Below are 16207 nucleotides of genomic sequence, written 5' to 3'. Positions count from 1 at the left end.
TAGTATAGCAATTTTACAATTGAAGCGAAACATATGCGTGATATAATAGAATTGTGAAGAAAAAGACTACGATAAGCACCGCCGGACACGGCTCAAGCGATAAGAAATCTCCGTCGAAACGGATGAACTTATATGCCAATTTGGCGCAGAAACATAAGACTAAAAAAGACAAGGACGCGCGCGAACGAGCGGAATATTTGGCGACTTTGCCGAAACATCCCGTAAAGCGATTCTTTTATCGATTACACCCGAAGCGACTAGCGAAATATTGGTTCTCCAAGCGCGGCGGACTGATGGCTCTGAAAATTCTTGGCGTCGGTATTTTGTTGATGTTGCTACTTATCGGCGGAATGTTCGCCTATTTCCGTAAAGACCTCGATAAAATTCGCCCTGGCGAGCTTGCTAAGCGCGTTCAAACGACTGTCACTAAATATTACGACCGCAACGACAATTTGCTTTGGGAAGATAAAGGCACAGGCAATTATCAATTGGTTGTCGAATCTGACCAGATTAGCGACTATTTGAAAAAAGCCACTGTCGCAATTGAGGACCGAAACTTCTACAATCACCACGGCATCAGTATTAGCGGTATGTTGCGCGCAATGCTTTCAACTGCTTCACGACGCCAAGTTCAGGGTGGATCAACTCTGACACAGCAGCTAGTCAAACAAGTCTTCTTCGCAGATGAGGCCGGCGACCGATCAATTAGCGGTATTCCTCGAAAGATCAAGGAAATCATCCTTGCAATTGAAGTCGAGCGCATGTATAGCAAAGACCAAATTCTGTCATTATATCTGAATGAGTCTCCATACGGCGGTCGTCGTAACGGCGCAGAATCAGCCGCTCAGACGTACTTTGGAAAGCACGCCAAAGATCTGACACTGGCGGAAGCGGCGCTAATTGCTGGTATTCCACAGAATCCAACTTACTATAATCCATATAACACCGCTGGAAATAAGGCTTTGATTGCCCGACAACATACAGTTCTGGATTACATGGCCGAGCGAGGCGTTATTACCAAGGACGAGGCTGAAAAAGCTAAAAAGATTGATATCTTAAGCACACTTAAGCCACAGACTGAGCACTTGGAGAATATTAAGGCTCCTCACTTCCTATTGATGGTTCGCAATCAGTTGAGTAAAGAGCTTGGCGAATCAGTCGTTGGACGCGGCGGATTGACGATTAAAACCACCCTCGACTGGCGAATTCAGGAGAAACTTGAAAATGAAATGAAATCGTTCTTTGCAACAGGTCGACCAGATTCTGTGCGAATTAGTAACGGCGCCGCAACAGTCGAAGACGTTCAGACTGGACAAATCGTAGCGCTTGTTGGTAGTCGTGACTTTAATTACACTGGCTTCGGTCAGGACAACGCCGCAGTTTCCTATATCCAGCCAGGTTCCACGATTAAGTCGCTTGTCTTTGCCCAATTATTCGACAAACACGACAGCAAGCAAGCATACGGTAGCGGCACAGTCTTAGCTGACGAGAACATTGATAAACTGTACGGCGCAACTCTGAGAAACTGGGACAATAAATTTATGGGCGCCATCAATATTCGAAGAGCACTAGCTCTATCTCGAAACGTCCCAGCCATTAAAGCCGCTTACATCGTTGGTGACGGATCCGCTAAACCAGTCGTCGAGGGAATCCGCAGGATGGGCGATCCTAACTATTGCCGTCAGGAAGAAAATGCCGGTGGTTACGGACTCGGTGCAGCAATTGGCGCATGTGGAACCAAGCAGACAGAATTAGTAAATGCCTACTCAACGCTGGCGCGAATGGGAGTCCAAAAAGATATTTCAAGTGTTATTGAGGTAAAGAACAGCCAAGGTGAAATTCTGAAAAAATGGAAAGATGAAGGCAAGCAAGTTATCGACTCGCAATCAGCATACATTGTGAACGATATCTTGTCCGACCGAACCCCTGGACTTCACGGCTGGATGGGCATCAATGGCGTTCGAACCTCTGCAAAGACTGGTACATCCGACAAGGGTTCACAGCCAAAAGATCTCTGGATTATCAACTACAGTCCAGCTCTAGTCATGGGAATGTGGCTCGGAAACTCCGATACCAGCGTGATTGGTACATCAGCTTCTAACTACGGAATGCCGGTGATTAGAAAGGTTATGGAGTTCGCCCACACCCAAGTTTACGCCAAAGAAGGCAAATGGAAGTCAGGTCAATGGTATGAGCGACCAAGCGGAATCCAGACTGTCAACGGTGAGCTCTACCCGTCATGGTGGAATAAGAAACAAAGTCAATCTACAGAGAAAATCACCTTCGACAAAATCTCTAAGAAAAAGGCAACAAACTGTACTCCGGATGGCGCAAAGGAAGAGATTGAAGTGACAAAGATTATTGATCCTTTGACTAAGAAAGAGTCAATTACCGTTCCTTCAGGATACGACGCGAACGCAGAAGATGACGTTCACAAGTGCGACGACACTAAACCGCAAATTGGAGCGATATCATACACCAACAGTGGTAAGAAATATACGATAAATGTCGACGTTACAGCAGGAACTTGGGGCTTATCGGCAATCGAAATTACCGTGGACGGAAAGAGTATTAAGAGTTCAGAAATTACTTCAAGCGGCAAGCAGACCGCCACAGTAGAACTTGATACGGCAGGAGCGCACACAGTTTCTGTAACTGTAAGAGACTCGGCATATTACACCGCCACTTCAACTGGCAGCATCCAAGTTAACTAAATAAACTATTGTTTATTTACCAAATTAATCAGCTCAGCCTCGTGTTGAGCTGATGTTTTTGAGCGACCATTTGTGCGCTTTTTAGGAACGCTAGTCTTCTGCTTTACAGGTTTTTTCTGTTCAACCACAAGCTTCGCAAACATCATTTTTCCAGCGTCAGTCTGCAAGCTTCGTATAATCTCAATTTTCTTCGTTTGTCCAATGTAGCGCTTAGCGTTCTCAACAACCACCATCGTTCCATCTTTCAAATAGCCAACCGCTTGATGAGAATCTTGTCCCTTCTGTGACAACTCCAAATCCAGCTCGTCGCCAGGCAAATAACTCATCCTCAAACTTTTCGCCAGCTCATTGATATTCAAAACCTTAACGCCGTCAACTTGCGCCACCTTATTCAAATTATAGTCAAGCGTCAACACTGCTGCATCCATTTTCTTTGCCAATTTCAACAAGCGCGAATCCACACCTTCTGGCACGCGAATATTATCGTCATATAGCTCAAAAGAAGATTTCAAAATGTCCTTAAGCTCCTTAACAACATCCATACCGAATCGCGCCCTTTCACGCTTGTCATGGTCTGCGCCGTCGGCTAATAATTGCAATTCCGTTAATACACTCCTTGGTACGATAATTTTTCCCAGCAGAAATCCAGTCTTCGCCAGCTCAGTCACTCGCCCATCCATGAGTACTGACGTATCGACCAAAATCGGCGCCGCACCCACAGATGAATTTCGTCGCGGTTTTGCCAAGAAATAAACCTCAGCCGCCAAACCAAGCAACATTATAATTATTATCAATCCGTAAAAATCTTTCATTTTTTCCCTTTCTATTGTAAATAGTCAATCAGTGCCTGCCGCATATCACTGACGCCTTTTATAAATTTATCTTTATGAACTTTTGGCGCAATCGCATAAGTGAAGCCCAGTTTTTTTGCCTCCTTGATTCGCGCTTGCCAATTAACCGACGAGCGAACCTCGCCGCCCAAACCAATCTCACCAAACACCACGGCGCCTTCGTCTAGACTTCGCCCAGCACTAGCGCTAGCAATCGCCATTGCCACAGCCAAATCGGCAGCTGGATCGTTCAGCTTTAATCCACCAACCACATTGACATAAATATCTTTGTCCGCCAATTTCAACTTGGTTCTCTTCTCCAAAACTGCCACCAACAGATTCAATCGATTCAAATCAAAACCGCTCGCCGTACGCTTGGGATAGCCAAAATTCGTCGGATTAACTAGTGCCTGAATCTCCACCAAAAGTGGACGTGTGCCTTCCATGGTCGCCAACACAATTGAGCCATCCAGATTCTGACGCTCCGCCAGAAGTTCCGCCGACGGATTCTTCACGATTCTTAACCCCTGCTCGTCCATTTCAAAAATCGCCGCCTCATTAGTTGAGCCGTATCGATTCTTCTGCGCCCGAACAACTCGAAAACCGCCATATCGATCGCCTTCAAAGTTCAGCACAACGTCCACCAAATGCTCCAATATTTTCGGACCAGCAATTGAACCCTCTTTGGTGACGTGACCAACCAAAATCACCGCCGTGCCCGAAGCTTTGGCGGCACGAATAATTACATTTGACGAGTTGGTGATTTGACTGACAGACCCAGGAGCGGAGGAAATCTCACTGAGAGAAATTGTCTGAACCGAATCTACAATCGCCAGATCATATCCGCCTTGCTGAATTGACGCAGCAATATCTTCCGCGCTATTACTGGACGCCAATTGCATTTTTTCCGAATCAGCCGCACCCAAACGCTCCGCACGGAGCTTCACCTGAGAAACCGATTCCTCACCGCTTACATATAAAACCGATTTTGTTTTGGCGATATGTGCCGCAACTTGCGCCAAAAGCGTACTTTTCCCAATTCCAGGCTGACCCGCCACCAACACCACGCCGCCAACCAAAAATCCACCACCCAAAACAGTGTCCAAATCGTCAATTCCCGTACTTAATCTTTCTAGTCCAGACTCAGAAGCAGCTTCACGAATGCTAGACGTTTCTAAGGCTTTGCCGCGCCCAGCCGATTTATCGACAACGGACGACCCGCCAGAAGAAACGACCTGCTCGACTAGCGAGTTCCATTCCCCGCAATTTTCACACCTGCCAGCCCACTTTGAAAAACTAGCCCCGCACTGCTGACAAACAAATTGACTTCGAGCTTTCGCCATTATTTCGCCCCCTCCAAACTATCCAAACTTTTATTCAATTCATCAATCTGCACACCCAACTCCCTGAGCCGCAAAACATCAGAATTGTAAGAATTGATCTCAGAATTCAAATTGACACGCCTTTCGTTCAACTCCGAGAGTTCCACCTTCAGAGCTTTACGTTGACTATAAAAATCACTCTGCGACAAGAATCCGCCACTAATGCCCGCTCGCCGATTAAAGTCCGCCACGCGACCATTATAATCCGCCAAATCAGTCGAATATTGTGATAATTCTCTGTTCAATTTTTCCTTCCGGACCTTCAACGACTCACTCAATTTCTGTGCTTCATTTTCTCTGGACTCAAATTTTTCTTGATATTGCGCGTGCAATTTCACGACTTCAGATCTATCGGTAAAATATCGTCGGTAATATTCCTCCAACTCATCACCCAAATCGGCAAATTCCGTACCTAAAATTGAATGTAGCTCGTTAGCTCTCGTTCCAGGTTGCGCACGATCATAATACTCCATCCGCTCGGACAATTTCTTATTTTTCACATTATTATAAGCCTGCTCCAAAAGCTCGCTCAAATGAGATTTTTCCGACTCACTCAACCTTTCCCAGGCAGCGTGCAACATCTCATGTGCCGCCGTCACTTCTTTCACACCATCAAGCTCAGAATTGGTCACGTTATAAATATAAATATCCCTAGACGACGGATTGTAACAACCCAAAATTGCGTTTCCCTTTTCCACGCGCCGACAATCTTCATTAAACTCATTTGCCGATTTAATTTGCGGATTAGAAATATAGAACATTTTTCTGCCAGTGTCTGACATTTTCACGCGGTCAGCAATAGCGACAATTTCCGCACTTGGTTTATATTGCCACAGCGTAATCTCGTCAATGATTTGCTGACGATTCATCATCACAAAAACCGCAGCAGAAAGTACAATTATCGGCGTGAGGACGCTGAATATTTTACGCACGATTGACATTAATCACCACCTTATCATTATCAATTTTAGCCTCCAGCGTGTCGCCAGGTTTTGCTTTATTGGACAATAAAACATCGCTCAATGGATCCGCCAATTCCGACTGAATTGTTCGTCTTAAAACTCGCACGCCGCGCTGTTCATCAAATCCCCGATCAATCAACCAACGCTTCGCCGAAGAAGTAATATCAAGCGTCATTCCATGTCGACCAACAGCTTTGATCAAGTCAGATGTGAGATTGTCAAAAATCTTTCGCACGACCGAACGAGAGAGCGGCTTAAATGTAATCACGCTATCAAATCTACCAATCAATTCTGGACGCAAAAACTCCTCAAGCTCACGCAGAGCGGCACGCGAATTTTTCTCGTGACGATTTTCGCTAGCCGACTTTTTCTGCCCAGACACACCAAATCCCAGCTCCGAATCCTGAATCATTTGCTCGGCGCCGACGTTGCTTGTTAATATGATAATCGTCTGCCGAAAACTCACCGTTCGCCCGTGAGAATCGCTTAACTTGCCGTCCTCCAGAATTTGCAAAAGCAAATTCAAAACGTCAGGATGCGCCTTTTCAATCTCATCAAACAACACCACACTATATGGTCGACGACGAACTTTATCCGTTAATTTCCCGCCATCCTCATAGCCAACATAACCAGCCGGCGCACCAACCAGCCGACTAGCCGTGTGACGCTCGGAAAACTCGCTCATATCAATTTTAATCAAACTATCCTCGCCGCCAAAAACCTCCCGCGCCAGAACTCGCGCCAATTCCGTCTTACCAACTCCAGTCGGGCCCAGAAAGATAAACGACCCAAGCGGCCCGCTCTGACGATTTAGCCCAGCTTTATTACGACGAATCGCGCGCGCCAGTTGCTCAATCGCTTCATTCTGACCAAGAACACTCTGGCTCAGTCGCTTCTCCAGGCGGATCAAATCCTTCATCTGATTTAACGATAATCTGTCAATCGGAATATTCGTCATCGCCGAAACCGCTCGACGCAAATATTCATCGGTCAATACGGGTTTATCACTGGCTTCATCTTTCAGCGCTTCGGCTTGCAATTCCAATTGTCTCATTCGTATCTTAAATTCTGCGGCTTTTTCATAATCCTCAGCTTCGACCGCGGCGTCAATTTTTCCAGCTAATCGCTTAATTTGGCGAGCCAACTTGTCCTTACGTGACAATTTTATTGGCGAACTAGACTTCAATAAACTCGCCGCCTCGTCAATCACGTCGATCGCTTTATCTGGCAAAAATCGCTCCGTCACGTAACGCTGACTCAAATCCACCGCCTCAGTCAACATTTCGTCAGGAATTTGAACTTGATGATGCTTGGCTAATTTTCCTCTCAATCCTCGCATCATCTCCACCGCCTCTTCCGATGACGGCTCATTGACTGTCACCGACTGGAAGCGCCGTGACAACGCAGCATCTTTTTCGATATGCTTTCGATATTCATCAAACGTCGTCGCACCGATTAGTCGCACCTCGCCTCGCGACAACGCTGGCTTCAATACGTTCGCCGCGTCCATCGAACCTTCGGCCGAACCAGCGCCAACCAACAGATGCAACTCGTCAATAAACAAAATAACTTCTTGATGTTTTTTAACGACCGCCAGAACTTTTTGCAATCGCTCCTCAAATTGCCCGCGATATTTCGTCCCAGCAATCATCGCAGTCAAATCCAATTGAAAAAGTCGCTTACCCTTCAAAAATTCGGGAACTTTATTATCGGCAATCCTCTGCGCCAAGCCCTCAACGACTGCAGTTTTACCGACGCCAGGTTCACCAATTAGCGCTGGATTATTCTTGCTACGCCGACCCAAAATCGTGATCATTCGCTGAATTTCCGACGCTCGACCAATCACCGGATCTAAAAATCCTTCGCTAGCACGCCGCGTCAAATCGACACCGAATTTCTCCAAAACTCGCAAATCGCCAGAATTTTTACTCGCCACACTGCGTTCACTCTGCAGAGATTCAAATTGCTGTTTATCAAACACATCTTCCAAACTTCCGCGCAGATTGTCAATGTCAATGTTCATATCCCGCAGCAATTTAGTCGCTCGCGCCTCGTGCTGCTGCAGCATTCCATAAACGATGTGTTCCGTGCCAATTTTTTCCTGTCCAAATTCAACCGCTAATTGCCAAGCAATTCTTATCAATTCAACAACTTCAGCGCTCAAACCCTTACTTACAATCGTAATCACCAGCGGCTTCGCGGTCAGATTCAACGCCATTTCCGCACGATCCAAAGTTACGCCGTTTTCCGCTAAAATCTTTGCACCCAATGACGAATTCTGCGCCAACACACCAAGCAGAATATGCTCCGTGCCAACATATTCACTCCCCTCATTATGCGCCAGAAAACCAGCCCGCCCCAAACTGGCCCGAGCCGTTTCCGTCAGCCGAGGTTCTAATTCAGAAAAATCTTCTGACATATCGCCCTCCTTTCGTTTTCGGCGATTTGCAGAAGGCAGCTTATTCCGCCACCTCCTCAACTACGCTCATCAAGCTATCCTCAATATTCTTTCGAGGTTTTGGCTCTGCCTTAACAGGAGCTTTTGCTTCGATGTCTAATTCATAGCCAGTCAATCGACTTGCCAAGCGAACGTTCTGTCCGGCGCGACCAATTGCTATTGACTGCTGATCTTCGCTAACGTAAACCGTCGCACGCTTCTCATCTTCATTGACAGTCACACTCAAAACCTCTGCCGGGCTCATCGCATTAGCAATAAATCCAGCCGCATCTTCCTCGTATGGAATAATGTCAATTTTTTCCTGCTCGCCAATTTCATTCATCACAGCCTGAACGCGGGCGCCGTGACCACCAACAAACGTGCCAACTGGATCAACGCCAGGTAGCGCTGAAGAAACTGCCAATTTAGTTCGGCGACCAGCTTCGCGAGCGATTGCCTTAATCTCAACTGCACCAGTTTCCATCTCTGGGACTTCTTGATTGAACAAGAATCGCACAAACTCTTCATTGCCGCGACTAAGAATCAATTGAGGACCGCGACCTTCGCGCTCAATGTCCTTAATGTAGACCTTAATTCGACGGCCAACGCCGTAATATTCACCAGGAATTTGCTCGCTCTGAGGCATAATTCCGACAGCCTTGCCCAGCTCAATTCGCACGACACGTGGCTCAACTCGCTGAACTGTACCAATAACAACCGTACCGATTTTATCCTCAAATTCCGCCAAAACAACTTCACGCTCAGCTTCGCGCAAACGCTGCAGAATCACTTGCTTAGCAGTCTGAGCCGCAACTCGACCAAAAGTCGTCACGTTATGAGTTTCCATCACAACTTCACCGCCAAGTTCAGCCGCAGGATCTATCTCCTTAGCTTCCTCTAGGTCGATTTGATTGGCATCATTCTCAACTTCTTCAACAACCGTTTTAACAACCGACACGACAGCCGTACCGTTATTGATATTCAAGCTTGCGCGAACCAATTGATCACGTGTGCCATTATCACGACGCCAAGCCGCCGCAATCGCCTGTTCAATCACGCTCAAAACTGTTTCTTCTGGCAAGTTTTTTTCCTCAGCAATCGTACGAACCGCCAACGTCAACTGCTTAATGTTCAAGTCTTCCATTACATTCTCCTTCTTATTAATTATATCTTTTTCCGTCTCAAACTTCCATAAACGAAAAACTCCGACCTGCCGGCCGGATTAGTACTTCTCTATTGTAGCGGAAAGATTCTATTCTGTCAATCCAATTCTTTTCGCCAAAGAGATAAACATTTCTTAGTGGATGGCGATATTTGGTCAAAGCCAATTCTTCGGTAAAATTCTTCAGCGGATTTCAAGGAATACAATTTGACGGCACGCGCGTCTGGATATTCACTGGCCAAAGCTTCAATAGCCGCTCGACCAATTCCTCGCTTGCGCGCAGCTTCCCTAACAAAAAGATCTTCTATAGTAATCTCGCCGTCACCATTAGAACATACAGTCATAAGCCCGGATGATAACTCTTCACCAGAAGTGTCGATAGCAAATACATCGCTACCATAGTAATTATTCATACCTTTTAAATATTCTATTAAATCCTTTTTCGCACCATCCGGAAACTCACAGCCCAAAACAGACTCCGAATGAGCTACGGCCGCTCGTTCCAAAGCTTCATCATCATTCACCGACAATTTAGTAAGACATACTTCAGATTTCATTCTACCATTTTATCATAAAAATGTATTTTGTCAATATTACACTTCCACGCACTTTTCCAGGATTTCCGACATCGCACTTTTTTCAGCTTCCGTTACCCACAAGCGATATTTGCGTTTCACAGCCACTTGTCGCGCAATATATTGACATCTAAAAGATTTATTACTCGGCAGCCAAGTCGCCGCATCGCCATCACCTTTGGCTTGATTTGCTGGGCCATCAACCGCTAATAAATTTAACGGATCATTCGCTAATTTCTCTCGTTCTTCTGGAGAAATTTGCTGCGCACCCTTCTGCCAAGCATCACTCAAAGCCACGACGTGATCAATCTGAACCTTAGAACTGGTTTTTTCGCCGCGCTGAAATTGGATTGTTTGACCGGTGTACGGATCATTCAGCACACCCGACAAAACTCGACATTTTTCATCAATTTTCTCATCCGTCAAATCTCGCGCCAGAATCACTTCCCGCACAGAGCAGCCGTTAATTTTGCCCCAGCCGTTGCCGAATTGCTTTCTGGAATAGCCGGTTTTTGGCGCACGTCCTTTAACTTCTATCTTTTCCAATTCCGATTTGGCGTTCGAATTACCAAATAATTCTCGTTGCGTTGAAGTTTGAATTGTCTGAGGTTCGGGTTGCGAAATTCGCGAAGCCCAAATCGCCACGCCGACTATCAAAATTACCAGCGCAATCACCACTTGCCGACGTCGTATTTTATTCACCCTCATGACTGTATTATAATTAAACTATGACTAAAGTTCCACGCTTACTTGACACATTCACACCAAATCATTACAACTTAACTCTCGATTTAACGCGCGCCGAGGAAAAAGAATTTTCTGGCACAGTTATCATTTCTGGCGAGTCAACTGGCGAGTCAATTTCGCTACATTCCAAAGGCTTAACAATTCAATCAGCCACAATCGACAATCAGCCTGCCGACGTTTCATTTGGTGAGTTTGATGAATTGAGATTATCCCAGCCGAACCTTGAAAACGGAAATCACACAATTCACATCATTTTTTCCGGAACCATCACCGACGCAATGCACGGCTTGTATCCTTGCTACTTCACTCACGACGGCGTTAAAAAACAGCTTTTTGCAACTCAATTTGAATCACATCACGCCCGCGAAGTTTTCCCTTGCGTTGACGAACCAGCCGCCAAAGCTGAATATGATTTGACGCTGATAACTCACCCAGGGATAACAGTTCTGGGAAATATGCCCGTAAAATTCCAGAAAGAAAACGGCAATTCACTCACGACAACGTTCGAGAAAACCCCACGAATGAGCAGTTATCTTCTGGCCTTCGTCATCGGTGAATTGCACAAAAAAACCGCTCGCACCAAATCTGGCGTCGAGGTTAACATCTGGGCAACGCCAGCTCAGAATGAAAATACATTAGATTTTGCGTTAGATATAGCCACTCGTTCAATTGATTTTTATGATGAATATTTCGGCGTCAAATATCCACTACCAAAATCCGATCACGTCGCCCTTCCTGACTTTTCGTCTGGCGCCATGGAAAACTGGGGCTTAATCACTTACCGAGAAAGTTGTTTACTGGCAGACCCTGAGTTGACCCCAGAATCATCCAGGCGCTTCATTGCCACGGTTATCGCGCACGAACTTAGCCATCAATGGTTTGGCAATCTCGTTACCATGAACTGGTGGAACGACTTATGGCTCAACGAAAGCTTTGCCAATATGATGGAATACGTGGCGATTGATGCGCTCCAGCCAGATTGGCGTATGTGGGAAGATTTTGCCACAAATGAAGTAACAGCCGCACTCAGGCGCGACAGCTTAGACGGCGTACAATCCGTTCAGGCCGACGTCAATCATCCAGACGAAATCAGCACTTTGTTTGACCCAGCGATTGTTTATGCTAAGGGCGGACGGCTGCTTGTTATGGTTAGAAAACTTATCGGCGAAGAGGCATTTCGCGCTGGACTTAAATCATATTTTGAAAAATTCGCGTATAAAAATACCGTCGGAAATGACCTATGGCAAGAATTAGAGTCGGCGAGCGGTCAGCCAATTGTCAATCTAATGAATGCTTGGATTTCCCAACCTGGCCTTCCTGTCGTATCAGTTTCAAACAGTCACGACGCGGCGATTTTAAGTCAGGAGCGATTCTTCATCGGCGAACACCAACCATCTGACGCATTATGGCCGATTCCATTATTCGCAAACCAGCCGCTTGACGTAAAAATCTTGAATCAAAAAGGAACCACCGTTTCTATTGAAAAGCCATTACAATTAAACTGCGGCTTAAGTGCCCACTTCATTACCAAATACGATGAATCCACTCGCGAATATTTATTGAAAAACATTACGGAATTGCCAACCTTAGATAAGATTTGTATCTTACAGGACGCGACAATACTCGCCCGCGCTGGATTTGAAAACTCGGCGTCACTACTTCCATTAGCGTTATCCTTAAAAACCGAAACCAACGAAAAAGTCTTCGGTATGGCGGCTGGTGCTTTGACGGAACTGCGAAAATTCGTCGATGATAATGACGCCGCCAGAGATTCATTAAAGAAAATTTCTGGAGAATTTGCACGCGCCACATTTGAGGAATTAGATTGGGATGAAAAAGACGGAGAATCAGACGACGACCGCGAACGACGCACCACAGTTTTGAGTTTGATGATGTATAGCGAAGATAAAGAAGTTTTGGACGAGGCAAAAACGCGTTTTGACAGCAATAAGCTGGAAGACTTACCGACGGAAATTCGAGCTTTAATTATCAGCACAAACGTAAGACATTTCGAGACGCCAGAGATGATTGAAAATCTCTTTGCCGCATATAAGAACACGCCGTCAAATGACCTGCAGAATGATATTGCAATTGGACTAACTTCCACCAAAAACCCTGAAACGGCAGAAAAAATCCTTGCCAATATTAAAGATTCCAATATTATCCGCCCGCAAGACGCCAGCCGTTGGTTCGTGTATTTGATTCGGACGCGGGAAAATCGCCAGATTGCGTGGAATTGGCTGAGAGAAAACTGGGCATGGGTCGAAGGTACGTTTGGCGAAGATAAAAGTTACGACGATTTCATTCGCTATGCAGCTACGGCGCTACTAACACCCAATGAACTTGACGATTTCCGACAATTCTTTGAGCCGATGGAAAATATTCCAGCCCTCTCCAGAACGATAAAATTAGGAATTACCGAAATATCCGCGCGAGTTGAGCTGATTAAACGAGACAAAGAGGCGGTTATTTCCGCGTTGTAAATAATTTGGTCGCATTATTTTACGGTTTTTGACAAATTCTATTGACTTTTTTGCACAAGTGTGGTATAAATTGACACAGCTTTTGTTGACGAGTTGAGATTTAATCCTTGTCCGAAAGCGAACCTTGACAAGGTAGTTGTTGCGGGATGAGTTTCTATTTCTTTTTTTAAAAAAATATCAAAAAGAGATAGGATCTCATCCTGCACTGAAGAAAAGTGCTTTACTACAACCGAGTGGGGATGAGAAGAAAGAAAGAGTAATGGAACTCACAAAAGAGAACCTCGAACGCATGTACACCGAAAGTCTGAAAGACGTTTCCGTGTATGAGAGCATCTTAGAGGAGAAGGTATCCACGCTGAATGCCTATAATAATGGGATCAGCGATATCATGGGTGATTACCCTAACCTCCGGAAGACGCATATCCAGGAGGATTCGGAAGCCCTTCGAGATCTACTGGTCGTGATTTGCCATAATGGCCTGGAAGGGTCATTGGAGGCAGTAAAAGGAAAGATCAACGAGATGCTGGGCACGGTCTCATCCATAGCGGAAGGGGAGTCGTCTATGTCTGATTGGCCAGGATGCTACTGGATCCAGTACCGTGATTTTTTGCATGACCTGAGAGATCTCATCACAACGGAGATCCCCTTGTATCAGGCAAGCAGCCTTGCTATCGCCAGAAAGCTGGCAGAATCCGGATCTTAATCCGTGGACCAGCCCATATGCGGAATGTGCGATGAAGCAGACTTATTCTTCATTACGACTGCCTTGTCGTACATTCCCTGTAATTAATACACTTAACGTTAAGAAGTCCTCATTCGGGGCTGTTTTTTATTTCAGCACCACACACTCTTCAACTACGGGCGGATTTCCATCAACAGAAATTGCCAGTATTTGCATATCGCAGCTTTCATACTGCGCATTTTTGGCAATGAATATTTCAGCAGCAAAACGCATTTGTTGCTGTTTTTTATTTGTAATTGCCGCCAGACCATCACCAAAATTATCATTTTTACGATATTTGACCTCTGTAAAATATAAGACATCACCATTTTTGCTAACAATATCAATTTCGCAATATCGCGTTCGCCAATTCCGCTCTATGATCTCATGACCATCAGCCACCAACCAATCTGCCGCCGCTTGCTCACCTTTATCGCCAATTTGACGCGTCGTGTCTTTTTGCTGGTTTTTAGACTTTCCGTCGTCAGACGCATTTTGCGAATTCACCCCAGTATTAGCATATTTAGCAAGCGGCGCAAAACTCAGCCGATGTAGCGGAGTTACGCCCAAATTATCAATAGCCGCTCGGTGCTTTGCCACTCCATAACCAACGTGTGAAGAAAAATCATATCCCGGATAAATATTATCCTGCTTCGCCATAAATTTATCGCGAGCCACCTTAGCAATAATCGACGCCGCCGAAACGCTCGGAATCAGACCGTCGGCTTTCGCTATAATTGTTACATACTTTTCTAGCGATGTACCCGCCAAAAAATTGACCGTCCCATCGATAATAATCTCATCAAACTTCGAGCCGCTTTTCTGACATTTCGCTTGAATTTCTTTGACTGCGCGCCGCGTTGCCAGCTTAAGCGCCTCGCTCATTCCTATTTCATCCAGCTCCTCAGCAGAAACCCAACCCAACGCCCAAGCCGATGCTTGCTCGCGAATTTCCCCATCGAGCAATTCACGGCGTTTTTTAGTCAATTTTTTACTATCATCAAGCCCTTCAATTTCAGCGCCACCCAAAACCACCGCGCCAATCACCAACGGTCCAGCCCACGCGCCGCGCCCGACTTCATCAATCCCCAGAATCACCCGGCAATCTTCCCTTTTTCATCATAAAATTCGCAATAATCCAGCCAATCCAAATTGTTGCCGCGCCTAATGTATTCGCCAAAATATCCCAATTCGTGTCGTCCAATTTTATGCTCGCCAAGCCCACCTTGACTATAAATAATTCCGCCAGTTCGTTAATGCAGCCCAACGCCGAAACTAAAGCGAAGACTGAAAACGCCATCACCAGCCAATGCGCCCGCCATTTCATCGACGAAACCAAATACACCCAGAATAGCCCCGCAAATAGCCCACCGCCCACAAAGTGCGTCGTAAAACTAGTATCCTGTCCGTCAATTAACGGCGATGGCAAATACCAAGATATGAAAAACAACAAACACGCTACGTAAAGTAGCCAGCGATATTTTTTCTCATTATCAAAGCCGTTTTTCTTCAAAACGTAAGGCGTCGCCGCAGCCAAAGTCGTCGGAACAAGGACGGATATATAATGAAATATTGCCATATTGAGATTATAACATGAGAAAACCGCCTCAGATTAAGAGACGGTTTTTAATGATTAACCAATTGACAATTACGCGTCTTTATGGCGAGCTGCAACTTCAGCAGCCTTAGCGTCAAGTTCAGCCTGAGCGGCATCTTTTTCAGCTTGTTTTGCAGCAGCAGCCTGAGCAGCTTCTTCCTTTAAGCGCTCAGCTTCCGCCTCTGCCTTAGTGTCATGAATGTCATTGACAGCGGCGCGATCGAAATTCTTAGCTGTCAAGCGAGCTGACTTACCGCTACGCTGGCGAAGGAAGCTTAAGAACTTGCGGCGAACCTTAGCACGACGAACAATCTCAATCTTCTCAATCAGTGGGCTGTGCATCAAAAATGACTTTTCAACGCCAACACCTGAAGCGATTTTTCGAACCGTAATGCGTGATGTGTGTGATTTTTTATTATCGGTGCGGATAACAACACCCTCGAACATCTGAATACGCTCTTTGTTGCCTTCCTTAATTTTCTGGTAAACGCGAACTGTGTCACCACTGCGAGCATCGACAACTGCTTGCTTTTTTTGTGCTTGGTTGATTTTGTTGATTAACTCAAAACTCATAATTTTTTCCTATCTTCCGAACTC

Annotated in this window: 13 protein-coding genes; 3 read left to right on the top strand and 10 right to left on the bottom strand. The window is 45.7% G+C overall.

Annotated elements, in window-relative coordinates:
• The first annotated feature begins 53 nt into the window (after window positions 1–53).
• Complete coding sequence (locus LRM45_RS03410; protein ID WP_243826767.1) at window positions 54–2714, top strand: transglycosylase domain-containing protein; 2661 nt, start codon at window positions 54–56, stop codon at window positions 2712–2714.
• A 5-nt stretch (window positions 2715–2719) separates the two neighbouring features.
• Here LRM45_RS03410 and LRM45_RS03405 read toward each other — a convergent pair whose 3' ends face one another.
• The 7 genes from LRM45_RS03405 to LRM45_RS03375 all read right to left on the bottom strand — a co-directional run bounded on the left by LRM45_RS03405 (window position 2720) and on the right by LRM45_RS03375 (window position 10770).
• Entirely contained in the window at window positions 2720–3526 is an 807-nt protein-coding gene (locus tag LRM45_RS03405) for a PIN/TRAM domain-containing protein (RefSeq protein ID WP_243826766.1), read from the bottom strand.
• A gap of 11 nt (window positions 3527–3537) precedes the next feature.
• Complete coding sequence (gene radA / locus LRM45_RS03400) at window positions 3538–4887, bottom strand: DNA repair protein RadA (RefSeq protein ID WP_243826765.1); 1350 nt, start codon at window positions 4885–4887, stop codon at window positions 3538–3540.
• Entirely contained in the window at window positions 4887–5867 is a 981-nt protein-coding gene (locus tag LRM45_RS03395; RefSeq protein WP_243826764.1) for a GumC domain-containing protein, read from the bottom strand. Before LRM45_RS03395 ends, radA begins: the two co-directional genes overlap by 1 nt.
• Window positions 5851–8307 (bottom strand): ATP-dependent Clp protease ATP-binding subunit, encoded by a 2457-nt coding sequence (locus tag LRM45_RS03390; RefSeq protein ID WP_243826763.1) that lies wholly within the window; start codon window positions 8305–8307, stop codon window positions 5851–5853. The genes LRM45_RS03395 and LRM45_RS03390 overlap by 17 nt, the downstream gene beginning before the upstream one ends.
• Before the next feature lie 40 nt (window positions 8308–8347).
• On the bottom strand, window positions 8348–9469 hold the full coding sequence (gene nusA / locus LRM45_RS03385; RefSeq protein WP_129743989.1) for a transcription termination factor NusA: 1122 nt from the start codon (window positions 9467–9469) through the stop codon (window positions 8348–8350).
• A gap of 116 nt (window positions 9470–9585) precedes the next feature.
• Window positions 9586–10044 (bottom strand): GNAT family N-acetyltransferase, encoded by a 459-nt coding sequence (locus tag LRM45_RS03380; RefSeq protein ID WP_243826762.1) that lies wholly within the window; start codon window positions 10042–10044, stop codon window positions 9586–9588.
• 36 nt (window positions 10045–10080) lie between these two features.
• Window positions 10081–10770, bottom strand: a complete 690-nt coding sequence (locus LRM45_RS03375) for an HNH endonuclease family protein (RefSeq protein ID WP_243826761.1) — start codon at window positions 10768–10770, stop codon at window positions 10081–10083.
• Between the two features lie 20 nt (window positions 10771–10790).
• On the opposite strand from LRM45_RS03375, the gene LRM45_RS03370 reads away from it, so the two are divergent.
• Window positions 10791–13292 (top strand): M1 family metallopeptidase, encoded by a 2502-nt coding sequence (locus LRM45_RS03370; protein WP_243826760.1) that lies wholly within the window; start codon window positions 10791–10793, stop codon window positions 13290–13292.
• A 259-nt stretch (window positions 13293–13551) separates the two neighbouring features.
• On the top strand, window positions 13552–13995 hold the full coding sequence (locus tag LRM45_RS03365; protein WP_243826759.1) for a hypothetical protein: 444 nt from the start codon (window positions 13552–13554) through the stop codon (window positions 13993–13995).
• A 126-nt stretch (window positions 13996–14121) separates the two neighbouring features.
• Here LRM45_RS03365 and rnhB read toward each other — a convergent pair whose 3' ends face one another.
• From rnhB to rplS, 3 genes are all read right to left on the bottom strand, one after another.
• Window positions 14122–15111, bottom strand: a complete 990-nt coding sequence (gene rnhB, locus LRM45_RS03360) for a ribonuclease HII (RefSeq protein ID WP_243826758.1) — start codon at window positions 15109–15111, stop codon at window positions 14122–14124.
• Window positions 15095–15592: a hypothetical protein gene (locus LRM45_RS03355; RefSeq protein ID WP_243826757.1), complete on the bottom strand. Its 498-nt coding sequence runs from the start codon at window positions 15590–15592 to the stop codon at window positions 15095–15097. The genes rnhB and LRM45_RS03355 overlap by 17 nt, the downstream gene beginning before the upstream one ends.
• 69 nt (window positions 15593–15661) lie before the next feature.
• Window positions 15662–16183, bottom strand: a complete 522-nt coding sequence (gene rplS / locus LRM45_RS04270; RefSeq protein ID WP_129636976.1) for a 50S ribosomal protein L19 — start codon at window positions 16181–16183, stop codon at window positions 15662–15664.
• Window positions 16184–16207: the final 24 nt, after the last annotated feature.

It is taken from the genome of Candidatus Nanosynbacter sp. TM7-057 (assembly GCF_022828295.1).
GTDB lineage: Bacteria > Patescibacteriota > Saccharimonadia > Saccharimonadales > Saccharimonadaceae > Nanosynbacter.
Note: the sequence above shows the minus strand (reverse complement) of the source record. Positions and strands in the feature narration are given on the sequence as shown.